Annotated in this window: 23 protein-coding genes; 17 read left to right on the top strand and 6 right to left on the bottom strand. The window is 37.4% G+C overall.

Annotated elements, in window-relative coordinates; genetic code table 11:
* Positions 1-271 precede the first annotated feature (271 nt).
* Positions 272-1,054, top strand: a complete 783-nt coding sequence (locus HMPREF0663_RS10405; protein ID WP_004370486.1) for a tRNA threonylcarbamoyladenosine dehydratase — start codon at positions 272-274, stop codon at positions 1,052-1,054.
* Positions 1,055-1,229: 175 nt separating this feature from the next.
* Here HMPREF0663_RS10405 and HMPREF0663_RS10400 read toward each other — a convergent pair whose 3' ends face one another.
* The 3 genes from HMPREF0663_RS10400 to rfbC are packed head-to-tail and all read right to left on the bottom strand — an operon-like array spanning position 1,230 to position 3,944.
* Complete coding sequence (locus HMPREF0663_RS10400; RefSeq protein WP_004370485.1) at positions 1,230-2,042, bottom strand: DUF4738 domain-containing protein; 813 nt, start codon at positions 2,040-2,042, stop codon at positions 1,230-1,232.
* 28 nt (positions 2,043-2,070) lie between these two features.
* Positions 2,071-3,384, bottom strand: coding sequence for a UDP-glucose dehydrogenase family protein (locus HMPREF0663_RS10395; protein ID WP_004370484.1), 1,314 nt, complete (start codon positions 3,382-3,384; stop codon positions 2,071-2,073).
* 11 nt (positions 3,385-3,395) lie between these two features.
* Entirely contained in the window at positions 3,396-3,944 is a 549-nt protein-coding gene (gene rfbC, locus HMPREF0663_RS10390) for a dTDP-4-dehydrorhamnose 3,5-epimerase (protein ID WP_004370483.1), read from the bottom strand.
* Positions 3,945-4,086: 142 nt separating this feature from the next.
* Between rfbC and HMPREF0663_RS10385 the strand changes: the two genes are divergently transcribed.
* From HMPREF0663_RS10385 to kdsB, 15 genes are all read left to right on the top strand, one after another.
* Positions 4,087-5,160 (top strand): HU domain-containing protein, encoded by a 1,074-nt coding sequence (locus HMPREF0663_RS10385; protein WP_004370482.1) that lies wholly within the window; start codon positions 4,087-4,089, stop codon positions 5,158-5,160.
* Between the two features lie 36 nt (positions 5,161-5,196).
* Positions 5,197-5,721: an FHA domain-containing protein gene (locus HMPREF0663_RS10380; protein ID WP_004370481.1), complete on the top strand. Its 525-nt coding sequence runs from the start codon at positions 5,197-5,199 to the stop codon at positions 5,719-5,721.
* Positions 5,722-5,877: 156 nt separating this feature from the next.
* Complete coding sequence (purU, locus tag HMPREF0663_RS10375; RefSeq protein ID WP_004370480.1) at positions 5,878-6,741, top strand: formyltetrahydrofolate deformylase; 864 nt, start codon at positions 5,878-5,880, stop codon at positions 6,739-6,741.
* Entirely contained in the window at positions 6,741-7,331 is a 591-nt protein-coding gene (hisH, locus tag HMPREF0663_RS10370) for an imidazole glycerol phosphate synthase subunit HisH (RefSeq protein ID WP_016665110.1), read from the top strand. Before purU ends, hisH begins: the two co-directional genes overlap by 1 nt.
* On the top strand, positions 7,328-8,044 hold the full coding sequence (gene hisA, locus HMPREF0663_RS10365; RefSeq protein WP_004370478.1) for a 1-(5-phosphoribosyl)-5-[(5-phosphoribosylamino)methylideneamino]imidazole-4-carboxamide isomerase: 717 nt from the start codon (positions 7,328-7,330) through the stop codon (positions 8,042-8,044). Before hisH ends, hisA begins: the two co-directional genes overlap by 4 nt.
* A complete protein-coding gene (gene hisF / locus HMPREF0663_RS10360) occupies positions 8,037-8,801 on the top strand; it encodes an imidazole glycerol phosphate synthase subunit HisF (RefSeq protein WP_004370477.1) in 765 nt (254 codons plus the stop codon). The genes hisA and hisF overlap by 8 nt, the downstream gene beginning before the upstream one ends.
* A gap of 8 nt (positions 8,802-8,809) precedes the next feature.
* A complete protein-coding gene (hisIE, locus tag HMPREF0663_RS10355; RefSeq protein ID WP_004370476.1) occupies positions 8,810-9,424 on the top strand; it encodes a bifunctional phosphoribosyl-AMP cyclohydrolase/phosphoribosyl-ATP diphosphatase HisIE in 615 nt (204 codons plus the stop codon).
* A gap of 6 nt (positions 9,425-9,430) precedes the next feature.
* On the top strand, positions 9,431-10,159 hold the full coding sequence (locus HMPREF0663_RS10350) for a cell division ATP-binding protein FtsE (RefSeq protein ID WP_004370475.1): 729 nt from the start codon (positions 9,431-9,433) through the stop codon (positions 10,157-10,159).
* 20 nt (positions 10,160-10,179) lie between these two features.
* Positions 10,180-11,499, top strand: coding sequence for an aspartate kinase (locus HMPREF0663_RS10345; RefSeq protein WP_004370474.1), 1,320 nt, complete (start codon positions 10,180-10,182; stop codon positions 11,497-11,499).
* Between the two features lie 3 nt (positions 11,500-11,502).
* Positions 11,503-12,660 carry a diaminopimelate decarboxylase gene (gene lysA / locus HMPREF0663_RS10340; RefSeq protein ID WP_004370473.1) on the top strand — a complete coding sequence of 386 codons (1,158 nt, stop codon included), beginning with the start codon at positions 11,503-11,505 and terminating at the stop codon, positions 12,658-12,660.
* A complete protein-coding gene (locus HMPREF0663_RS10335) occupies positions 12,657-13,811 on the top strand; it encodes a glycosyltransferase family 2 protein (RefSeq protein ID WP_004370472.1) in 1,155 nt (384 codons plus the stop codon). Before lysA ends, HMPREF0663_RS10335 begins: the two co-directional genes overlap by 4 nt.
* Positions 13,808-14,650: a glycosyltransferase family protein gene (locus tag HMPREF0663_RS10330; protein ID WP_004370471.1), complete on the top strand. Its 843-nt coding sequence runs from the start codon at positions 13,808-13,810 to the stop codon at positions 14,648-14,650. The genes HMPREF0663_RS10335 and HMPREF0663_RS10330 overlap by 4 nt, the downstream gene beginning before the upstream one ends.
* A 454-nt stretch (positions 14,651-15,104) precedes the next feature.
* Positions 15,105-15,977, top strand: coding sequence for a sigma-70 family RNA polymerase sigma factor (locus HMPREF0663_RS10325; protein ID WP_004370470.1), 873 nt, complete (start codon positions 15,105-15,107; stop codon positions 15,975-15,977).
* Between the two features lie 28 nt (positions 15,978-16,005).
* The gene (locus HMPREF0663_RS10320) at positions 16,006-16,722 is read left to right on the top strand and encodes a sigma-70 family RNA polymerase sigma factor (protein WP_004370469.1); all 717 of its coding nucleotides are present in this window, start codon (positions 16,006-16,008) and stop codon (positions 16,720-16,722) included.
* Positions 16,723-16,736: 14 nt separating this feature from the next.
* Complete coding sequence (kdsB, locus tag HMPREF0663_RS10315) at positions 16,737-17,480, top strand: 3-deoxy-manno-octulosonate cytidylyltransferase (RefSeq protein WP_004370468.1); 744 nt, start codon at positions 16,737-16,739, stop codon at positions 17,478-17,480.
* Here kdsB and tilS read toward each other — a convergent pair.
* The 3 genes from tilS to HMPREF0663_RS10300 are packed head-to-tail and all read right to left on the bottom strand — an operon-like array spanning position 17,443 to position 20,611.
* Positions 17,443-18,777: a tRNA lysidine(34) synthetase TilS gene (gene tilS / locus HMPREF0663_RS10310; RefSeq protein ID WP_004370467.1), complete on the bottom strand. Its 1,335-nt coding sequence runs from the start codon at positions 18,775-18,777 to the stop codon at positions 17,443-17,445. The genes kdsB and tilS overlap by 38 nt on opposite strands.
* Positions 18,770-19,948, bottom strand: a complete 1,179-nt coding sequence (locus HMPREF0663_RS10305; protein WP_004370466.1) for a class I SAM-dependent rRNA methyltransferase — start codon at positions 19,946-19,948, stop codon at positions 18,770-18,772. The genes tilS and HMPREF0663_RS10305 overlap by 8 nt, the downstream gene beginning before the upstream one ends.
* Positions 19,949-19,972: 24 nt before the next feature.
* Positions 19,973-20,611, bottom strand: a complete 639-nt coding sequence (locus HMPREF0663_RS10300) for a 3'-5' exonuclease (protein WP_004370465.1) — start codon at positions 20,609-20,611, stop codon at positions 19,973-19,975.
* A gap of 105 nt (positions 20,612-20,716) precedes the next feature.
* Here HMPREF0663_RS10300 and HMPREF0663_RS10295 point away from each other — a divergent pair, with 105 nt between their 5' ends.
* Entirely contained in the window at positions 20,717-23,152 is a 2,436-nt protein-coding gene (locus HMPREF0663_RS10295; RefSeq protein WP_004370464.1) for a DNA translocase FtsK, read from the top strand.
* Positions 23,153-23,158 lie beyond the last annotated feature (6 nt).

The following is a 23,158-nucleotide window of genomic DNA, read 5'->3' as shown; positions in this document are numbered from 1 at the left end:
GTGAAATGGACATTTATATATAATTAGAAAGACTGGGGTAACATATATCACATATAAACAATACTTATATGATATTTATATATAGTATATAATTAATATATATATATTATCTATATGAATAACAATAATTTATGGAATAAATTAAAACAACGTTTTTCTGTTTAAACAATAAGAGAGCAATATGAACAGACAAATGAAAAATATATTAAAAAGATACCAAATAAATGTATTTCTTTTTGTAATTTTGTAACCAAAATCTGGAATATTAAGAATGCAAAATCAATTTTCGAGAACCCAATTGCTGATAGGCAAGGCAGCTTTAGATACTTTAAAAGAATCGAGAGTTGCCGTATTCGGTATAGGAGGTGTAGGCGGATATGTCGCTGAGGTGTTGGCAAGAAGTGGTATCGGTGAAATGGACATTTTTGATAACGACCATGTATGTACAACCAATATAAACAGACAGATATATGCACTTTTGTCTACTGTTGGCAGATTGAAAGTAGACATTGCTGAAGAACGTATTCATGATATAAATCCAGAATGTGTTGTACATAAATTCCAAATGTTTTATCTACCGTCAAATGCCGATGAGATCGACCTTTCTGTCTATAATTATGTGATAGATTGCGTTGATACGGTTTCGGCTAAACTCGAATTGATTAAAAGGTGTTATGCTTTGCAGATACCACTCATTTCCTGCATGGGAGCAGCTAATAAAATGGACGCTACGGCTTTTAGGGTAGCTGATATTAATAAAACTCAGATGGATCCGTTGGCAAAGATTATCCGCAAAAAACTAAGAAAACTGCACATACCCCATTTGAAAGTGGTTTATAGTGCAGAAGAACCAATTGCTCCAACAAACATCACTCCAAATGATTGTCGTCTCCACGATGTTTATTCAGATAAGAATATGCACGAATTTGCAGGTCGCAGAACTATTCCTGCCAGCAATGCTTTCGTCCCTGCAGCTGCCGGAATTATCGTTGGAGGCGAGGTAATAAAAGACCTTATTCGTAATGCCGGAACTATGCGTTCTACTTTGGAGTAAGTGTTAGATGCTTCTGATATCTCGAAAATTACACAAAAAGTAAAAGAAGATTTTGAATGGCATAAAATAGATATTGCACTAAAATAAAGAAGATAAGAGGAAAAGAAGGCTATAAGATGAAAGTTGTTTAAATACTTTAATGGAGATGAACGGCTCGCTTCATCTCCATATACTTTTATTCTTTATTTATTTGCATTCTCATTTTTCCATCGAATGAAACGATAATCTCCACAATATAGCTCAAGTATGAATCTGGAATGCATAAGTTAGCAATAAAATGCAATCCTCGCTTATCGCCCCTACTGAAAGGAATATCGCTAAGTATACTTTGTCTCAAAAATTGTTGAGGTACATATTTCGTGAAGTCATTCTTATAAAAATCTTTAGAAAAAACTTTTGATGTTCCTTGAAAAATACTGATATGTACGATGTTATCATAATACACATTGTCCACTTCTACCCCGTCGTCATTATAAACGGTTTTGAGAACTTTATAGGTCGTGGGGTTTACCTGAACATAACAATGATAACGTTTATCACCTTGGATCACCACAGTATCACGTTTAATCAATCGATTTTGATTCAACGCCATTTGCCTACGATGTTCAAATTGGTGTATGTCGTTCGGATCATTACTTTTAATCAGCTTCACCACATCCCCATTCTGATTTTTGAATTCGAAGAGATGAGGCGTTTGTTTCACAATGGCATATTTCATCACATTTGCTCCATGGAGCACAAGCGTATCCCTAACAATTTGAAAATACACCGGCTGACTTGTCGTATCCGGGTAGAAAATGGTATCTCCCTTAGCCCTAAATGTCACATTATTTTCATCCTCATCTCCCCATATGCCCTGTAACATACGCTTGGCATTATGATCTTCCCGAACATTTCCATCTGCGTTCTTACCATTTTTATCGTTACAACTTTGTAACAAAAACAGCATTAAACAACAGATAAACACTCTTTTAAAACTCTCCATCATATAAAAAAAACACAAGCTATAGAAAAAATTAACGTCCGATACAATGATATTCAAAATTGAAATGTTCTAATTCTTCTTTATCAAAAATATTGCGACCGTCTATAATAAGCTTATTGTTCATAAGCTTGGTAATAATCTCCCAATTGGGAAGTCTGAATTCTTTCCACTCTGTAAGCAATAAAAGTGCATCGGCATTGAGTACGACTTCGTACATGTCTTTGCTATAAGTAACTACATTTCCGAACCTTCTTCTGCATTCATCCATAGCAACTGGATCATATACACGTACCCTGCATCCGGCATCAAGTAGCATATTGATAACGACTAAGGCGGTAGCTTCCCGCATATCGTCCGTTTCAGGTTTAAAAGATAGCCCCCAAATAGCAATGGTTTTCCCTTTTAATACTCCATTGAGAGCTTTATTGAGTTTATGGAATACAACTTCTTTCTGCCTTTGGTTTACCAATTCTACCGCTTTCAATACACTCATAGAATAGCCATGATCATCGGCTGTTTTTATCAGGGCTTTTACATCTTTTGGGAAACAAGAACCTCCATACCCACAACCGGCATAGAGAAATTTACGCCCAATACGTTCATCGCTTCCTATTCCCGCGCGTACCATATTTATATCAGCACCCACAAGTTCACACAAATTAGCTATATCATTCATGAATGATATACGAGTGGCAAGCATGGAGTTAGCCGCATATTTTGTCATTTCTGCGCTTGGAATATCCATAAATATAACGCGAAAATTATTGATTAGAAATGGTTTGTATAAACGAGACAAAAGGTTTTTAGCATTTTCACTTTCTGTTCCCACAACAACTCTTGCCGGACTCATAAAATCTTTAACGGCATTTCCTTCTTTCAAAAACTCGGGATTACTTGCCACGTCAAACTCTACTTTTACGCCGCGAACATCAAGTTCATGCTGGATAGTTTGCTTGACTTTATTCGATGTTCCTACCGGCACTGTACTCTTTGTAACAACAACAAGATATTTATTCAAGTGTTGTCCAATGGTTTTAGCTACTTGCAGCACGTAACTGAGATCTGCACTACCATCCTCGTCTGGTGGGGTTCCTACAGCTGAAAACAAAATATCCTGCTCATTTAACACCTTCTCCAGTGATGTTGTGAATTTCAGTCGGCCGGCTTTGATATTCTTTAGAACGAGCTCATCGAGACCGGGTTCGTATATTGTAATCTCTCCTCGTTTTAATTTCTCGACCTTGTTCGAATCTATGTCTACACAGGTAACGTTAACTCCCGTATCGGCAAAGCATGCGCCAGAAACCAGCCCAACATATCCGGTGCCCACAATTGCAATATTCATAGAATTATTTTTTAATCGAAAACTTCTGCATTTTTCAAAAGCGGTGCGGCTAAATCTTTTTGACTTGTTATAATTTTAGCAGGATCAATAGGCCACTTTATATTCAGTTCAGGATCATTCCAACATATATTGGCTTCATGCTGAGGTGCATAAGCGTTATCCACTTTATAGGTGAAAATAGCCTCATTGCTCAGTACTAAGAAACCATGAGCAAAGCCACGTGGTATAAAGAATTGCTTTTTGTTGTCATCGCTTAACTCTACCATTATATATTTACCGAAAGTAGGAGAACTTCGGCGGATATCCACAGCTACATCAAGAACCTTTCCTTTGATAACTCTTACTAATTTAGCTTGAGAATATGTACCCCTTTGATAATGTAATCCTCGTAAGACGCCAAAGGCTGATTTAGATTCATTATCTTGTATGAAATGTATTTCTCCGATATGCTTATTGAAATCAGATTGCTTCCACACTTCAAAAAAGTATCCACGAGTGTCGTTGAAAACCTCAGGCTCTATTATCCATACACCTTGAATTTCTGTCTCTTTATAGTTCATCAGTAACTTTCTTGTTATTATATCGGACAAAGATAATATAAAAACATAAATTGACAAAAAATATAATTGTTTTTAATCAATATCCAAGACTTTTTCTTTTGTTTAGTTGCAAAGTTCAAGAAAAAAGAATAATTTTGCACATGTGATAGAATTAGAAAGACATATAGAAATACTTCTTTTAAGTAACGACTGTGTTATTGTTCCGGAATTCGGCGGTTTCGTGACTCACCATATCGAGGCATATTATGACGAATCCGATACTATGTTTTTTCCACCTATCCGTACAATAGGTTTCAATCCCCAATTAAGGATTAACGACTCATTATTAGTACAATCATATATTGAGGCTTACGACATAAGCTATCCTGATGCCATCAAGAGAATAGAAGAAGACGTTGCAGAATTAAAACAATGTATCGAAATTAATGGACAATACATTATGAACAACGTCGGTGTACTTGGAATTAATGAGCATGGAAAGTATTATTTCAAAGCATGCAATGCTGGTATTCTTACACCAGCCCTTTATGGCTTAAGCTCTATTGAGTTCTTGCCGCTTGAACACATAAAGTCGGCGGCACAAATAGATGCTCTCCATAATCTTGCCATAGATACCGAAAATGTTCAAACTGTTGAAGAGAAAAGAGCAACAACTCTTGAAACAGAGCAAATATATAATTGCCAGAATAAAGAAAACGAACCCTCACATCACGGCTATGTTAAAATAAGTATCTTGCGAAATATTGCTGCTGTGTTTATTGCTACTATTATCTTTTTTTTATTTTCTTCACCTTTGGGCAATCAATCTGCATTGACAACATCGGGAACACAGATTAATACGGGCCTGCTCTATCGCATTTTACCTAAAGATTACACAACAGTTCCCGCATTAACTAAAATCAATTTGGGTAATAAAACGGTAGAAAGAAAGACCATAGATAGAAAATCCATTGCCACAGACACGCAGAAAATAACAAAAAGTACTTACCATACGATCGTAATGGCAAGCCACGTCACTCTTAAAAATGCGAGAGAATATGCCGATAGATTGCATAAGCGTGGTTTTAATGATGTTTGGGTATATACGAATAAGCATAGAACAAAAGTTGTTTTGGGGAAATATAATAGCGAAATGAAAGCCAGAACGATTTTAAATAAATTAAACGATAATTCTGAGTTTGCGGATTGTTGGTTGACTACAATTACAGAAAATTAACCCTCTTCGCAAGTTTGTCAAATAGAGAATTCCATTTTGAAAAGAGTCAGATGTCCTAAATGTGACAATTATATCACATTTGATGAAACCAAATACCAATCCGGACAGTCTTTAATATTCGAGTGTCCACAATGTGGTAAAGAGTTTGGAATACGTATTGGTATATCCAAACTGAGAGATCTACAAAAAAATGACAAACCAGAAGAATATCAACTTTCAAATAATTACGGAGAAATTGTTGTTATTGAAAATATTTTCCATTACAAACAAATATTTCCTTTAAAATTTGGTGACAATGTTATAGGAAGATACATGAAAGGTAGTGGAATTAACTGTCCTATAGAAACAAATGATCCGAGTATAGATATGACACATTGCATAATTAATGTGAGTAAAGACAAACATGGCAAGTTAAAATATATCTTACGCGACGGACCGAGCTATACAGGTACGTTTGTTGGCAATGAGATACTCAACGAGCGTGAACAACGTGTTATAGAAAATAACGCTCTTTTTACCATTGGAGCCACAAGTATCATTCTCCATACAAAGAAAGAATGAGTTATAATAGGAAGTATTAACTAAAAGACTATCATAGTTTTAAGATTTCTCTTTCTGAAATTATTGTTCATGTTATTTTACCTTTCATTTCCTTTTAATCTGAAAGAAAATTACTATCTTTGCACAGAACAATAACGATTAATATATACAAAAAAGATGAAATCAACGGCCATATTGCTTCTTCACTGTCCAGATGAATCAGGGATTATATCGGAAATTACAAAATTCATTACTGATAATAAAGGCAATATCGTCTATCTCGACCAATACGTAGATCATGAAGACGAAAGATTTTTCATGCGTATAGAATGGGAACTTGCGGACTTTCAAATTCCACGTGGTAAAATCAATGAATATATAGAAACGTTATATGCACAACGCTACCGAATGACATTTAGTTTATATTTCAATGATGAAAGGCCGCGTATGGCTATATTCGTAAGCAAGAAAAGTCATTGCCTTTATGATCTGCTTGCACGGTATAAGGCCGGCGAATGGAATGTAGATATTCCTTGTATAGTCAGTAACCATGAAAATTTGAGAGAGGTTGCAGAGCAATTCGGAATTCCATATTATGTGTGGTCTGTTAATAAAGATCACTCCAATAGAGAAGAGGTAGAAAAGGCAGAAATGGAACTTCTAAAAAAAGAAAAGGTTACATTTGTGGTCTTGGCCCGATATATGCAGATTATTACTGATGATATGATTAAGGTCTATCCTCATCATATTATCAATATACATCACTCATTTCTACCGGCTTTCGTTGGTTCACGTCCCTACCATCAGGCATGGGAACGAGGGGTGAAAATCATAGGTGCGACTAGTCATTATGTAACAGCGGAATTAGATGCAGGTCCAATCATCGAGCAAGATGTTGTTAGAATATCACACAAAGACACACCTGAGAGTCTTATATTAAAAGGACGTGATCTTGAAAAGATCGTTCTATCACGGGCTGTTACCAAACATATAGAACGTAAAATTCTTACTTATCATAATAAAACGATTATCTTCAGTTGATGAAAATAGCAATCGTAAAATATAATGCTGGAAATATATATTCCGTGGTCAATGCTCTACACAGGTTGGGAGCAGAACCGATGATAACGGATAAGGCTGAAGAACTTATGGGGGCAGACCGCATATTGTTTCCCGGACAAGGAGAAGCACGCTCTACCATGTCGTTTTTGAAAGAGCATGGCTTAGACAATGTAATACGAGAATTGAAACAACCTGTCCTTGGTATATGTATTGGACAGCAGCTTCTTTGCAGGTATTCCGAAGAATATAATACAGATTGTATCGGTATCTTTCCTGTAAATGTGAAAAGGTTTTGCCCGCAAAAACATGAAGAAAAAGTACCCGCTATGGGATGGAATGCACTCTACGACATGCGTACGTCTTTGTTTAATGGACTTCTGGAGGAAGAATATGTGTATTTTATACATAGTTACTATGTACCTCTCTGTGAATATACAATTGCAACAACTGATTATATTCAGCCATATAGTGCAGCTCTTCATAAAGATAATTTCTACGCCACACAGTTTCATCCGGAAAAAAGTGGGGATGTTGGAGAAAAAATACTTAAAAATTTTTTGGAGTTATGATAGAGCTTATACCTGCAATAGATTTGATTGGTGGAAAATGCGTGCGTCTTACAAAAGGAGACTACTCCCATAAAACCGTATATAACGACGATCCTGTGGCGGCTGCCATAGCCTTTGAAAAGATGGGATTTAAACGTTTGCATGTCGTAGATTTAGATGGCGCCAAGTCCGATCATATCGTCAATATCAACGTTTTGAAAGATATTACTTCTTCTACCGGATTAACAATTGATTTTGGGGGAGGTATCAAAAGTGAAGAAGATATAGAATTGGCATTTGCCAATGGAAGTGCAATGGCTACAGTAGGCAGCATTGCCGTGACAGAAAAAGAGCAATTCTGTAGTTGGCTGATGAAATTTGGGGCTGATCGTATTATCCTTAGTGCCGATGTGAGAGGAAGAAATATCTCTATTAACGGATGGAAAGATAATTCGGGTGTAGAGTTGATGTCATTCCTCGACTACTATATTTCTCATGGAGTAAATAATATTTTATGTACTGATATAAGTAAAGACGGCACATTGCAAGGACCATCTACCGATTTATATAAAGAAGTAATTGAAAGATTTCCCCATATTTATCTGATTGCAAGTGGAGGCGTTTCTTCAAACGATGATATATATGAACTGGACAATATCGGTATCCCTGCTGTCGTAGTTGGAAAAGCATTTTACGAAGGAAAGATCAATATAGAGGAGACCGCCCATGGGTAGAGGTATTGCAAAGCGGATTATCCCTTGTCTCGATGTAAAAGACGGTGAAACGGTGAAGGGTACCAACTTTATCAACTTGAGAAAGGCTGGTGATCCCGTGGAACTTGGAAAAGCATACAGTGCATCTGGAGCTGACGAACTTGTATTTCTTGATATTACAGCAAGTATAGAAGACAGAAAGACATTTAAAGGAATTGTAACGAAGATTGCAAAAGAAATCAATATTCCTTTTACTGTTGGCGGAGGTATCAACTCCTTTAAAGATGTGGAGGAGCTCCTTTATGCCGGAGCAGATAAAGTCAGTATAAACTCTGCAGCGATTAGAACACCACATTTAATTAACGAAATTGCTGGGAAATTCGGCTCGCAAGTTTGCGTATGTGCTATTGACGCCCGCTTTGAAAACGAAGAATGGTATTGTTACACAAAAGGAGGACGTGAGCGAACCAATCGTGAATTGTCGGAATGGGCAAAGGAAGTTGAAGATAGAGGTGCCGGTGAAATATTATTCACCAGCATGAGTCATGATGGCGTAAGGGAAGGCTATGCGAACCAAGCACTAGCTATGCTTGCCGATAAGCTCTCAATACCCATCATTGCAAGCGGCGGTGCAGGAAAATTGGAACATTTTAAAGATGCATTCATATTGGGAAAAGCTGACGCAGTTTTAGCTGCTGGGGTATTCCATTTTGGAGAAATTAAAATACCAAATCTTAAGAAATATCTTTCAGAAAATGGAGTTAATGTAAGATTATAGAAGGAAATATGAAAATAGATTTTAGGAAATCGGGAGGTCTTGTGCCGGCAATTATTCAAGATGCCACATCAAAGAAAGTGTTGATGCTTGGATACATGAACAAAGACGCTTACGATATAACTGTCGAAACAAAAAAAGTTACGTTTTGGAGCCGAAGCCGTCATTGTTTATGGACAAAGGGGGAGACATCGGGAAATTATTTAAATCTTGTCAGTATACAAGTGGATTGTGATAACGACACATTGCTTATCAAAGTACATCCTACAGGTCCAACGTGTCACAAGGGAACAGACACCTGTTGGGGGGAAGTAAATGAATGCAACCCTCTTCTCTTTCTTACAGAACTCCAAGATTTTATAGAGAAGCGTTATCAAGAAATGCCAAAAGATAGCTATACTACTTCTTTATTTAGAGAAGGAATAAACCGCATGGCCCAGAAAGTTGGAGAAGAGGCTTTGGAAACTGTCATCGAAGCGACAAATGGAACTAGTGAACGATTAATTTACGAGGCTTCGGATATGTTTTATCACTTAATAGTGTTGCTGACAAGTAAGGGCTTGCGAATTGAAGACATAGCAAAAGAATTACAAACTCGTCATAATCAAACGTGGCATAAACACTAAAATATCATGTTAATCGATTATCGGAAAATAAATGTTTATCAAGGAGAGTCCCTAATTTTACAGGATATAAATTTTCATGTAGATGAAGGTGAATTCGTATATATTATCGGAAAAGTGGGATCGGGGAAGAGCTCCTTGCTTGAAACAATATATTGTGAGTTAGATATTGACGCCACAGAAGGCAGCACCGTGGAGGTCTTAGGACACGATTTGAAAAGAATTAAGCGTAAGGAAATACCTGCATTGAGAAGAGAAATGGGAGTTATATTCCAAGATTTTCAGCTCCTTCACGATCGATCCGTGTATAAAAATCTGCAATTTGTCTTAAGAGCGACACAGTGGAAAGACAAGAATAAAATAAACGATAGAATAGAGGAAGTTTTGAAAGAAGTCGGGATGTCTAATAAAAAAGATAAAATGCCATACGAATTATCCGGCGGAGAGCAACAACGTATTGCAATAGCCAGAGCGTTATTGAATCATCCTCAAATGATTATTGCCGATGAGCCTACGGGTAATTTAGATCCAGATACAGCATATAATATTATAGGTTTACTTAAAAAAATCAGCCAAACAGGAACTGCTGTCATTATGTCTACTCATAATATTCCCATGCTCGATAAGTTTCCCGGTGTAGTTTATCAATGTGTCAACAAACATATTATCGAAGTTACAAAAGAATACAATAAAATAAATATCGAGAGCGAAAACGATACAACAAAGAACAATAATTAAGTTTTAAATATTACGAACTTATGAAAGTTATGAAATTTGGTGGTACTTCCGTTGGAACACCACAGCGTATAAAAAATATAGCTTCATTGATAACAAAATCGGAAGAATCAACTTTTGTAGTACTCTCTGCCATGTCGGGAACCACAAATGCTCTTATTGAAATCTCCGATTACCTATATAAGAAAAATCCTGATGGTGCAAACGAAATTATCAATCATCTTGAAAATAAATATTTCAACCATATCAATGAACTGTATTCGACAAGTGAATATAAGGAAAAAATGCATAATTTTTTAGTTGATGAGTTTAATTATCTCCGCTCATTTGGCAAAGGTATATTCACTTCCTTTGAAGAAAAAAGTATTGTTGCACAAGGTGAAATTATCAGTACGAACTTGCTTGTTAATTACCTTCAAGAAATTGGCATTAAGGCTTTGTTACTTAATGCATTAGATTTTATGAGAATAGATAAAAATGCGGAGCCTGATCCCGTTTATATCAAAAATAAATTGTCGGTATTAATGAATGCCAATGAGGGCTACCAAATCTATATCACACAAGGTTTTATCTGCCGTAATGCATATGGTGAAATAGATAATCTTCAACGTGGTGGCTCGGATTATACGGCATCGTTGATTGGCGCAGCACTATCATCAGAAGAGATCGTTATATGGACAGATATTGATGGTATGCATAATAATGATCCTCGAATTGTAGATAAGACAGGAGCTGTTAAACAACTTAATTTCGAAGAAGCTGCAGAGTTAGCTTATTTCGGTGCAAAAATTCTTCATCCTACATGCGTACAGCCTGCAAAGTATGCGGGCATTCCTGTAAGACTGAAAAACACAATGGAACCTGATGCAGAAGGCACTATTATCGATAATAAAATAGTTAAAGGAAAAATTAAAGCGGTTGCAGCTAAAGATAATATTACAGCTATAAAAATAAAGTCTTCACGTATGCTTTTGGCAACAGGCTTTTTGCGTAAAGTTTTCGAGATATTCGAAAGCTATCAGACACCTATCGATATGATTGCAACAAGCGAAGTCGGCGTATCGATGAGTATCGACAATCCTACTCACATCAATGATATTGTAAACGAATTGAAGAAATACGGTACGGTTACTGTCGATGAAAACATGTGCATCGTGTGCGTAGTTGGAGATCTCGAATGGAGTAATGTCGGTTTTGAAACGCTTGCCTTAGATGCTATGAAGAATATTCCGGTACGAATGGTATCTTATGGAGGTTCGAATTATAATATCTCGTTCTTGATTAAAGAAGAAGACAAAAAACAAGCGTTACAAAATCTTAGTAATGTTCTATTTAATAAATAAGGCATGAAAGGAGTTTTTTCTCTTACTAAATTTCATAGTATTAAAACGCCTTTTTATTACTATGATACAGATATTTTACGCGAAACTTTGAACGTAATTCATAAGGAAGTCGATAAATACGAGAACTATAAAGTTCATTATGCTATCAAGGCAAATGCCAATCCGAAAATTCTCAATATTATTTGTCAGTCTGGTTTTGGCGCAGATTGTGTAAGCGGTGGTGAGATTAATGCAGCAATATCCACCGGTTTTCCTACGTCGAAGATTGTTTATGCAGGGGTAGGAAAAAGCGATTGGGAAATAAATCTCGGATTGGATAAAGACATATTTTGCTTCAATGTAGAAAGTTTAGAAGAACTTGAGGTTATTAACGAATTAGCCGAAAAAAAAGACAAGACGGCAAAGATTGCCCTTAGAATCAATCCCGATGTAGGTGCTCATACTCATGTCAATATCAAAACTGGACTCGCAGAGAATAAGTTCGGTATTTCCATAATCGATATGGAAAATGTGATAACCCAAGCCGCTTCAATGAAAAATATAAAGATTATCGGTTTACATTTCCACATCGGCTCACAAATACTCGACATGGGAGATTTCATAGCTTTATGTAATCGTATCAATGATTTGCAAGAACATCTCGAACGAAACCGTTTTCTTGTGAAACATATTAATGTAGGAGGAGGATTAGGAATAAATTACGAGCATCCCAATAGAGAACCAATTCCCGACTTTCATTCATATTTCAATGCATATCATCGCCATTTGAAATTGCGAGACGGTCAAATCCTTCATTTCGAGTTAGGACGGTCTGTAGTTGGCCAATGCGGTAGTTTAATTACTCGTGTTTTATATGTAAAGCAAGGAACTCACAAACAATTCGTGATTGTAGATGCAGGTATGACAGATTTAATAAGACCGGCATTATATCAAGCGTATCATAAAATTGAAAATATATCGAGTGACGAGAAGATGCGAACCTACGATGTAGTCGGCCCCATTTGCGAGTCGAGCGATGTTTTTGCTAAATCCATCGATCTCAACACTACCCATCGAGGCGATTTAATTGCCATCCGTTCTGCAGGTGCCTACGGAGAAATTATGGCAAGTCAATATAATTGTAGGAAATTACCTAAAGGATATATAACAGAAGAAATATGATTTTCAGCGAAACAACGCTTGTTGTCTGTGGCTTGCTCTTTTTATTTGCAGGACTTACTCCCCTATTAAATCCCTTTTTCAGAAAAATCGATTTTGGTAATAAAACCACTCCCAAAGAAAAAGAACCAATAGCGGCACCTCCTCCTCTTTCGGTGATTATAACCGTGCATGGCAATGCTGATGATTTATCAAAACACTTACCGCTTTTCCTATCTCAAGACTATCCTGCAGACTTTCAAGTCATTATCGTCATGGAAAAGGGAGATGTAGAAACAGAAAATGTTATAAAAAGGTTTGCCGATAATACTCATTTATATGTTACTTTCATACCTGCAGGCTCCCGATATATGAGTCGTAAAAAATTAGCTGTTACCGTAGGTGTTAAAGCATCGAAGTATGAATGGAACATACTGACAGATGCTTTCTGCTCTCCACAGTCAGACAAATGGCTATATAGTATGGCTGAGAACTTCGCGTCTTCAACCAATTTAGTGATCGGTTATAGCAATTATTCTTCCGATAGCAATGCTTTTCAACGGTTCGAACGGCTTCACACATCGTATTACCTTATGCGGCAGGCGTTAAAAGGAACTGCCTATCGCACCAACGGAACCAATCTTGCCTTCAAAAAGAGTGAGTTTATATCCGGTGGCGGTTATCGCGGAAATCTGCATGCAATACGTGGGGAATACGATTTTCTTGTAAACAAATTTGCACATAAGAGGCAAACTGCTATAGAATTACGACCGCAATCATGGATAAAAGATACCTCTCCTACTCATGAAGCATGGATAAATAAACATCTTTTTTATTTAAACTCGCGTAAATACCTTCGGCGTTCTCGTAGAATTCGGGCCTTATTCAATATTGATATGTCGGCCATGCTTGTCAATTATATGTTTATTGTTGTTGCAATAGTGTATTCACTGATACAAGAAGATTGGATTATCTGCAGCGTAGCCGGACTATCATTATTTATTACTTTTATCCTCCGTATCCATATAGCCGGTAAAGCCTTATCGAAGTTCGGCGAAAAGATATCTCCTTTCAAAATTATTCCTTTTGAATTCGGCATTATAGTGTATAATATCGCCCACCTGCTAAAATACAAGAAAGCCGACAAGTACGATTTTACAACGCACAAGCTATGAATGTAATTCTCTATGTATCTAAAAAAATCGACTCTATAGAATATTTTCATCAGTTTATCGCCCAAATTACTCATAGCATGGGCGATAATGTGAAAGTTGACATCCATCATCGTTCTGTAGACCTTTCGAAACAGCACACAACCATTCTACATATTTTCAGTACATGGAGTGATACTTGTGCCAAACTGATCAAGCAAGCCTATAAATTGCAGATACCGATTGTTTATTCTCCTTTAGGTAGCTTCCAACCTTGGACGTTGCGTCAGAGGAATGCTAGTAATCAACTCTGGCAATCATCTTTTCAGAAGAGCACCCTTCAACGGGTTTCTGTCTTGCATGCATTCAGTGCAATTGAATTCGAAACATTGAAAGCAACAGGTTGGAACGGCAAGATCGTATTGATTAAGAACCCTGTAATTACAAATGATATTAGTGCCGCCGATGCATCACAGCAAATATATGATCTGTATACCGATACTATACAAGAACACGACCGTCTTATTCGCCAACAAATAGACCAAAGAATGAAAGAAATAAGCGGAGCAGAAACGAATATCATCCGTATTTGCACATTGCTGCTCTATGCAGAATATCAATTCCGCAGAGGGGAAATATTACAAGAAACACTTGCCGAAATTGCAGGCTTGATGACCTCTCTACCCTATAATGAGAGCCGTATGGTAGAGGTATTACAAGAACTTGGCATAAAAGAATTTACCGCACGAATAGAGAATATAGCGGAAGAATACTCACTATTGACAGAAGGTTTCATGCCTATAAATAAATTAAACGACAAGACAACTAAGCAAATAAGGAGCAGAATATCAAAAGGCGAATAAAGATAGTAAGCGCCCATCAACGGAAAGAAATAATAGGATTAAAACGTCTTTTTTATATCTATCAGTCATACATGTATAAAATATCAGCAATAGACATAACTTTTAGCAAACTTAAATAGAATGTCTATAGAAAGTTTTTGTTGCCGACACTTCATTTCGTAACTCGAAATAGTAAAAATAAGCGAAAATATCAAAGCATATGATGCAAAAAAATGTAATTCGTGCGAAAGTAATTAGGTTATTAGAAAATAAATGAATAATTTTGCAGTTCAATTAGTAAAGTGAGGCTAACAATAACATGAACATGCTCTATAATTCGAAGTACTGACTACATGCAAGCTATGTAGTAAGAGTATTTCGGCGAACAGATTGCTAAATGTTTTTAGATAAGGGGAAGTATATTATAAAAAGTACACCTACCTTTGCCAAGTATGAGTAAAAAGAGGAAACAAGAATGAGACAATTAAAAATCCAGCGAAGCATAACAAACCGTTCGAGTGAGTCGCTTGACAAATATTTATTGGAGATAGGACGTCTACCAATGGTAAGCATTGACGAGGAGACTGAACTGGCGCAATTGATACGGAAAGGAGGAAAAGAAGGCGAACGTGCTAAAGAAAAGCTTATTAATGCTAATCTTCGATTTGTAGTCTCTGTGGCCAAACAATATCAACATCAGGGGCTCTCTTTAACAGATTTAATCGATGAGGGTAATATTGGCTTGGTAAAAGCTGCTGAAAAATTCGACGAGACACGAGGTTTTAAATTCATTTCTTATGCTGTTTGGTGGATCAGACAGTCCATTTTACAGGCCATTGCCGAACAAAGTCGCATTGTAAGACTACCTCTTAATCAAGTTGGAGCACTAAGTAAAATCAATAGCGAAGTTGCCAAATTCGAACAGGAGCACCAGCGACGCCCGTCAACCCAAGAACTTGCAAGCCTTACGAATATAGACGAGAATAAAATCAGCCAAACCATGCGCGCCGATAATCATCACATGAGCATTGATGCGCCATTCAGTGATGATGACGAAAATAGCATGGCAGACGTTTTAGCTTCTGGAGATGACTCGAGAGCAGACCGTATCGTAGACCGCGAATCGATGAATAGTGATCTTGATGATGCTATGGCCAATGCACTGAAACCGCGCGAAGTAGCTATCTTAAAAGAGAGCTTCGGCATCGGATGTACCGAGAAAGGGCTCGAGGAGATAGGAGAAGAATTCGGCCTTACACGTGAACGTGTGAGACAAATTCGGGAAAAGAGTATACAGAAGTTACGCGAAAGTGGTTACGCACGCATCTTGGTGAAATACTTAGGATAAGAACTTTAACGGCATAAAGTTAGGATATATGAAACAGACGGGAAAATCTTCTATGAAACTTTATCTTGACGAAATCGGCGGCGAAAGCCTTCTGACAAGTCTGGAAGAAATGAAACTTGCAGAGAAAATTCAGAATGGCGACGAGGCCGCTTTGGAAAGACTGACCAAAGCAAATCTAAAATTTGTTGTCTTTATTGCCAAGCAATATCAACATCAAGGTGTCGATATGGAAGACCTCGTGAGTGAGGGTAATATCGGTTTGCTTTATGCCGCAAAAAAATATACGCCTTCCAAAGAGAAGCGCTTTGCTCCGTTTGCAGCTCCTTTTATTAGGAAACAAATAGAACAGTTATTGCTCCGTCAAGGTGCAGACTCGCAAAGCCGGCTTTCTGCGTCACTAACCTCTGAAAGTAAAAAGGTTGTTTCGGTAGAAGCACCTATACCTGCCGGAAGTCGTAATTCATTCAATTTGCTGCATGTTCTGAAAGACACAAATGCGCTGATGGCTGATGAGCATATTAATGACGAGTCGTTCAAGGCAGAGTTGGAACGACTTATGAGGAGAGTGTTAGACCAAAGACAACAACAAGTGATAAGCCTTTTCTTCGGCATTGGGTGCGAGAAACACACGCTCATGGAAATAGGCGACTTTATGAACTTGAAGAGAGAACGAGTACGTCAAATACGTGATAAAGCTCTGCAGAAAATACGCAAGATAGCCAAAACTTCCGGCATAGACGAATAGAAACTACAACTACGATGAAATTTATTGGGATTATTCCTGCGAGATACTCCTCTACGCGCTTTCCGGGTAAGCCGCTTGCTTTACTTGGAAACAAACCGATAATTCAACATGTATACGAGAGAGCTGTATCAGCACTTGAAAATGCTTACGTTGCAACCGATGATGAACGAATATACGATTGTGTAGCATCATTCGGGGGAAAGGTTGTGATGACACGCAAAGATCACCAAAGCGGTACTGACAGAATAGCTGAAGCGATAGGAAAAATAGGGGGAAAATGGGATGTTGTTGTGAATATACAGGGTGATGAACCGTTTGTCAGAAAGACGCAGATTGAAGTGTTGTGTCATTGCTTTGATGATCCGACTACGCAAATAGCCACACTTGGCAAATATTTTAGCACGATGAAAGAAGTGGAAAACATTAACTCACCCAAAATCGTACTTGATAATAATGGCTATGCTATGTATTTTTCGCGGTCTATCATACCTTTTATCAGAGGAATTGATGCTGGAGAATGGCTAACTTTCTACCCCTTTCTCAAACATTTGGGAATATATGCATACAAAAAAGAGGTACTTGACGAGATTACCAAACTTCCCCAATCGACACTTGAAAAGGCTGAAAGTTTAGAACAATTAAGATGGTTGCAAAACGGATACAAGATAAAAGTGGGTATAACCGATATAGAAACTGTAGGAATAGATACTCCTGATGACCTCAAGAGAGCATCTCTATTTTTAAAACAGATGTTGTAGAATGTGTCACACGAAAGCGATTATCAGGTCGTTCGTTTACTAACCAAACGACACGTTCAGAAGCATCTTCTACAACAAGCTGCCTTTGCTTTTCAAATAAGGAACGTTTTTTATCCGTCATAAAGTCGCTGATTAATTTAGATCCATTCATTCCCAATGGGACGAAACGGTCCCCTGTTGCAGTCTTTCGTATCGTTAAAGGAAAAGTAACAATAGCTGCATCAAGGCATACACAGTCCGGCTTTCTGCTTAATTCAAACTCTTTATCGACCGTTATCAATGAGATTTTAAAACTCAGATACTCCGTATAGATATAGGTACCACACTCTGGAATAACTAATTTTTTGGAATGCAACGATCTTTGATTAGGGATATTTCTGTCAAGAAGGAGTCTTCCGCGATCTATTAATAGCTGATATTCTTTTGATATCCATCTCTTTCCTGATGTTGATTTAAGGCTATGATAGGCCTGTTCTACTTGGGTAGATGTAAAACCGTAACCTTTTAAAAGGTACCATAATTCATATTCGGTATGGATGTTTATAATATCGAAAGACTTATAGCTACCCTTATTCTGCCATACAATTTTATCTTTTAGTAAATCATCTAACATTTTAACCGCCTCCCTCACATATTGTGCTGTCTTTGCAATATTGGTGTATACGGAAGGATTGATATTCTGCATGACCGGTAAAATATCCAAACGAATTTTATTACGCAGCACATCGTCTATTAAATTACTGCTATCTACCACGAACTCTTGATGTAGCTGCTTAAGATATTCTAAAATATCAAGACGGCTGACACAAAGTAGCGGTCGCAAAACATTTCCATTACGGGCGGCGATACCACACAATCCATGAATACCGGTTCCTCGGATGAGGTTGATCAATACGGTTTCCACACTATCGTCACGGTGATGTGCAACGCATACACCTTGTGCTCCAATATCGTGAATTAATTGGTTAAAATAATGATAGCGCAGTTCACGTGCAGCCATTTCGATACTTATTTTGTGAAGTTCTGCATAGGCCTTCGTATCAAAATGGCTGCGATGTAATCGTATATTTTCACGTTTACACAACGATATGCAAAATTCTTCGTCGCGTTGTGACTCTTCTCCCCGAAGGTGAAAGTTACAATGTGCAGCATCGATTACATATCCCAATCTCTTGAGTGTGAGCAACAGGGCTACACTGTCAGCGCCGCCCGACAATGCAACTACATACTTGGAATCTTTTGATAGAAGAGATTCTGATGTAATATAAGCAGATACAATCTGTGTAAAACTATTCAACGTATAGAACTAATCCTTTTAAATATTCTCCTTCTGGATGATAAATGTTAATCGGATGATCGGCTGGTTGATGCAACTGGTATAAAATACGTACATTCCTACCGGCTTGTGCTGCTGCAGTAAAGACAGCATTGCGGAAGTTATCTTTGGTAACAACCTGAGAACAACTGAAAGTAAAAAGAATACCACCATGCCTAATTTTTTCAAATCCTTTCACATTTAGCCGAATATATCCTTTTAAGGCATTGTGCAATGCTGCACGATGTTTTGCAAATGCAGGAGGATCCAAAATGATGAGATCGTACTTGTCATTATTACGATCAAGATATTTAAATGCATCTTCACAAAAAGCCTTATGCCGATCATCATTTGGGAAATTCAGACTTATATTTTTATTGGTCAGCTCAATAGCCTTTGCACTACTATCAACAGAGTGAACTAATTTGGCCCCACCCCGCATAGCATACACAGAGAAACCACCGGTATAACAAAACATATTAAGCACAGATCGCCCTTTAGCAAATTTCTCCAATAAAGAACGGTTATCGCGTTGGTCTACAAAGAACCCAGTTTTTTGTCCTTTTAACCAGTCTACTTGAAAATTTAATCCATTCTCAATAGCAGTATTCCTTTCATCTCCTCCCACTAAAAAAACGTTTTCTTGTCCAAGAGCAGCCTTATGTGGTAAAGTGGTATCGCTCTTGTAGTATACATTGAAAATAATATCCTTCATTACCATCATCAACGCATTACAAATGGTATGACGAGAAATATGCATACCCACACTATGTGCTTGCATAACGGCTGTATGTCCATAACAGTCGATTATCAGACCGGGGAGATTGTCTCCTTCACCATGAATGAGGCGATAAGCATTATTGCTTTCTCCTACAACTCCTATAGCTAATCTAAGTTCAAACGCTGTCTGTATCCTTGTTTTCCAGAATTTATCGTCTATTTTACAATCTTCGAAAGATAATATACGAACTGTTATCGTCCCGATTTGATAGTGTCCTACAGCTAGAAAGTCTCCGTACAAAGTCAACACACGAACAATTTCTCCTTCTTCGACTTGGTCGTCGACATGATCGATTGCCCCAGAAAATATCCATGGATGAAAACGTCTTATCGATTCTTCTTTCCCCCTTTTTAAGTAGACAGATTTATACATAAGATTAATACTTATCGAATATTTTCAGAAATGGCAATTTTCGTTTTCATTTCCTGACACAAGTTCATAGTCTCCGGATTGTTTAAGATGCATGATTTCGTTATAAAGCATGACGCAAGCCCATGCATCTGTAGCAGCATATTCCTTTTGCTTATCGTTCAATACATCTGCATCCCAATTGGTAAGTTGTTGCCGTTTACTAATTTTCTGATGAAAAATGTTAGCATATAGCTTTTGTAAACTTAAATCTTTAATGCCTAATTCTCCCACAATATTTTGGAGATCAATAAAATACCCGGGATTAAATGCTCTCCTTTTATGTAAAGCTAAGATGTCGTCATGCCACGACAAACCGATCATAGGCACCGACTTATTTTCCAAAAGTCGCTTCACATCATCATTAATACCAATCATATTTAACCGGAAGAGAAAACAGATGTCTTTTGTCGCAACCTGAAGTAAAGAAACTTTATGTATCTGTCCTTTTTTAAATGTAGGCCGTGTTTCTGTATCTACTCCCAATATATCACTTGACAGTAAGTAATCTACGGCTTCCTTTGCGTCCGTATCATTCAAAATGACGACTATCTTTCCTTGGAAAAGAACCTGTGGAAGGGTGGATATAATTTTCTTATCAAATTTATTATATATGCTTTTTTTCATTTCTACATTCTAACGATTTGCAAAAATAGAAAAAAGTTATGAAAATATACTCGTTTCTAACATTTTTCACTATTTTTGCAGATAAATTCATTATTAAAGCGGAATATGGGTAGAAAAAAATCTGAGCGCAAAACAAAGAATGCGCTCAGTGTCTCAAACAATATACTAAGTAACGAAAAAACAGATTTTCTCTTGGGCATTATCTTAATGCTGGTATCGGTCATTGTAATTATAGCTATGATCTCTTATTTCAACACTGGGCGGGCAGATCAAAGCATTCTTGAAGATATGAGGCCGGGAGAATGGCTCAATAATAATAAGGAATTTTCTAATTACTGCGGTAGCTTCGGTGCCATCATATCTTATATTTTAATTACAGAAAGTTTTGGATTTCCTGCATTTTTCATTCCTATTTTTATCATTATTGTCAGTCTCAAACTGATGAAAGTATATAATATAAATTTATGGAAGTGGTTCTTCGGTACAATGCTTATCATGATTTGGAGCTCTATTACACTTGCAAAATTCCTAACACCGATTATGGGAGATCAGGTCTTTAATCCCGGAGGTAATCATGGGCTCTTCTGTGTACAGAAGATAGAAAACCTAATAGGTCCCCCCGGACTTACTGCTTTACTTCTGTTTGTTGCTTTAGCATTCCTAACTTATTTAAGTGCTGAGACGATTAATATTGTTCGCAAAGCACTGAATCCTGTAAAATATTTGACTTCAAAAGTAAAACTTACCATAACAAATAATCATAACGAAAAAGAGGAAATTAATAATCTTGCTTCAGAATATACAGAAAAATATGGTCAAGAAGATGTAAGTATATCCACTGAAGACGAAAATTCTCCGGTTATTGATCTGACAAATTTTAAATCATCGGAGACCAAGATGGCTCAAAAAAATGAAAGCAATTTCTCTGATGATAAGTCAACAGAGAAGCTCACAATAGAAGTTGCACAGGCGGATGAAAAAGCACTTGGAGCAACTTTAACAGCTCAGGAAGCGCTCGACACCCCAATCAATCCACGTGAACCATTTACCAAATACAAGTTTCCCACGCTGGATTTACTCAAAAAATACAGTCATGATGATAAACCCAAGGTAGATGAAGAGGAAATACGTGCTAACAATGCTCGCATCGTAGAGGTATTGCATAACTTCGGTGTTGAGATACGCGAAATAAAAGCCACTGTAGGCCCAACCATAACACTGTATGAAATTACTCCTGCCGAAGGTGTGCGGATTTCAAAGATACGCAATCTCGAAGATGATATAGCTCTTAGTTTATCAGCTCTTGGAATCAGAATCATAGCCCCGATACCCGGTAAAGGAACGATAGGTATTGAGGTTCCGAATAAGAAACCTAATACCGTTTCTATGGAGAGTATCCTAAATTCCAGAAAATTTCAGGAGACCACTATGGAACTTCCTCTTGCTATTGGTAAAACCATTACGAACGATGTGTTCATGGTAGATTTAGCAAAAATTCCTCATTTGTTGGTTGCAGGTGCAACCGGTCAAGGCAAGTCTGTAGGTTTGAACACCATTATCACATCACTGCTATATAAGAAACATCCCAATGAATTAAAAATTATTCTGATCGATCCTAAGAAAGTTGAGTTCAGTGTATATAGCCCAATTGCCGATCATTTCATGGCAACAGTACCGGATAATGAGGATGAACCGATCATCACAGATGTTACAAAAGTTGTCAAAACCCTAAATTCTTTATGCACGCTAATGGATCATAGGTATGATATGTTGAAGTTGGCAGGGGCAAGGAATATTAAAGAATACAACCGAAAAGTTATAAATCATCAGTTAAATTTGACAAAAGGACATGAATACATGCCTTATATCGTTGTCATCATCGATGAATATGGAGACCTTATTATGACAGCCGGAAAAGAAATTGAGCTGCCAATAACAAGAATTGCTCAACTCGCACGTGCCGTCGGTATTCATATGATCATTGCAACACAACGTCCTACCACCAATATTATTACAGGCAGCATTAAAGCCAACTTCCCCGGTAGAATGGCTTTTAAAGTCAGTGCTATGATTGATTCAAGGACTATACTCGACCGCCCCGGAGCTAATCAATTAATCGGTCGAGGTGATATGCTCTTTCTTAGTGGAAATGAACCGGTACGCGTACAGTGTGCATTTGTGGATACTCCGGAAATAGAGAAAATCAATGAATACATATCAAATCAACCCGGCCCCGTAGAGCCTATATTGCTGCCAGAACCCATATCGGATGGAAAAAATGGAGAAGTCAAAGGAGGAGGTGACATACAAATGATCGATCCTTATTTCGAAGAGGCTGCACGCGCTATCGTGACATCACAACAAGGTTCTACAAGTATGATCCAACGGCGGTTCTCCATTGGCTATAATCGTGCCGGAAGATTGATGGATCAGCTAGAAACTGCTGGAATTGTCGGTCCTGCACAAGGCAGTAAACCGAGAGATGTATTAGTACAAGACGAGAACACTTTGATTACAATCATCAATTCTTTCCGCCAATAATAAATA

The organism is Hoylesella oralis ATCC 33269 (genome assembly GCF_000185145.2).
GTDB lineage: Bacteria > Bacteroidota > Bacteroidia > Bacteroidales > Bacteroidaceae > Prevotella > Prevotella phocaeensis.
The sequence above is the reverse complement of the archived record's forward strand: the minus strand, read 5'-3'. Positions and strand labels throughout refer to the sequence as shown.

Bases quoted from the DNA above. Each gene is read 5' to 3' on its own strand.
- HMPREF0663_RS10405 (WP_004370486.1), top strand. From the start codon at position 272: ATGCAAAATCAATTTTCGAGAACCCAATTGCTGATAGGCAAGGCAGCT.
- HMPREF0663_RS10400 (WP_004370485.1), bottom strand. From the start codon at position 2,042: ATGATGGAGAGTTTTAAAAGAGTGTTTATCTGTTGTTTAATGCTGTTT.
- HMPREF0663_RS10395 (WP_004370484.1), bottom strand. From the start codon at position 3,384: ATGAATATTGCAATTGTGGGCACCGGATATGTTGGGCTGGTTTCTGGC.
- rfbC (WP_004370483.1), bottom strand. From the start codon at position 3,944: ATGAACTATAAAGAGACAGAAATTCAAGGTGTATGGATAATAGAGCCT.
- purU (WP_004370480.1), top strand. From the start codon at position 5,878: ATGAAATCAACGGCCATATTGCTTCTTCACTGTCCAGATGAATCAGGG.
- hisH (WP_016665110.1), top strand. From the start codon at position 6,741: ATGAAAATAGCAATCGTAAAATATAATGCTGGAAATATATATTCCGTG.
- hisA (WP_004370478.1), top strand. From the start codon at position 7,328: ATGATAGAGCTTATACCTGCAATAGATTTGATTGGTGGAAAATGCGTG.
- hisF (WP_004370477.1), top strand. From the start codon at position 8,037: ATGGGTAGAGGTATTGCAAAGCGGATTATCCCTTGTCTCGATGTAAAA.
- hisIE (WP_004370476.1), top strand. From the start codon at position 8,810: ATGAAAATAGATTTTAGGAAATCGGGAGGTCTTGTGCCGGCAATTATT.
- HMPREF0663_RS10350 (WP_004370475.1), top strand. From the start codon at position 9,431: ATGTTAATCGATTATCGGAAAATAAATGTTTATCAAGGAGAGTCCCTA.
- HMPREF0663_RS10345 (WP_004370474.1), top strand. From the start codon at position 10,180: ATGAAAGTTATGAAATTTGGTGGTACTTCCGTTGGAACACCACAGCGT.
- lysA (WP_004370473.1), top strand. From the start codon at position 11,503: ATGAAAGGAGTTTTTTCTCTTACTAAATTTCATAGTATTAAAACGCCT.
- HMPREF0663_RS10335 (WP_004370472.1), top strand. From the start codon at position 12,657: ATGATTTTCAGCGAAACAACGCTTGTTGTCTGTGGCTTGCTCTTTTTA.
- HMPREF0663_RS10330 (WP_004370471.1), top strand. From the start codon at position 13,808: ATGAATGTAATTCTCTATGTATCTAAAAAAATCGACTCTATAGAATAT.
- HMPREF0663_RS10325 (WP_004370470.1), top strand. From the start codon at position 15,105: ATGAGACAATTAAAAATCCAGCGAAGCATAACAAACCGTTCGAGTGAG.
- HMPREF0663_RS10320 (WP_004370469.1), top strand. From the start codon at position 16,006: ATGAAACAGACGGGAAAATCTTCTATGAAACTTTATCTTGACGAAATC.
- kdsB (WP_004370468.1), top strand. From the start codon at position 16,737: ATGAAATTTATTGGGATTATTCCTGCGAGATACTCCTCTACGCGCTTT.
- HMPREF0663_RS10305 (WP_004370466.1), bottom strand. From the start codon at position 19,948: ATGTATAAATCTGTCTACTTAAAAAGGGGGAAAGAAGAATCGATAAGA.
- HMPREF0663_RS10300 (WP_004370465.1), bottom strand. From the start codon at position 20,611: ATGAAAAAAAGCATATATAATAAATTTGATAAGAAAATTATATCCACC.
- HMPREF0663_RS10295 (WP_004370464.1), top strand. From the start codon at position 20,717: ATGGGTAGAAAAAAATCTGAGCGCAAAACAAAGAATGCGCTCAGTGTC.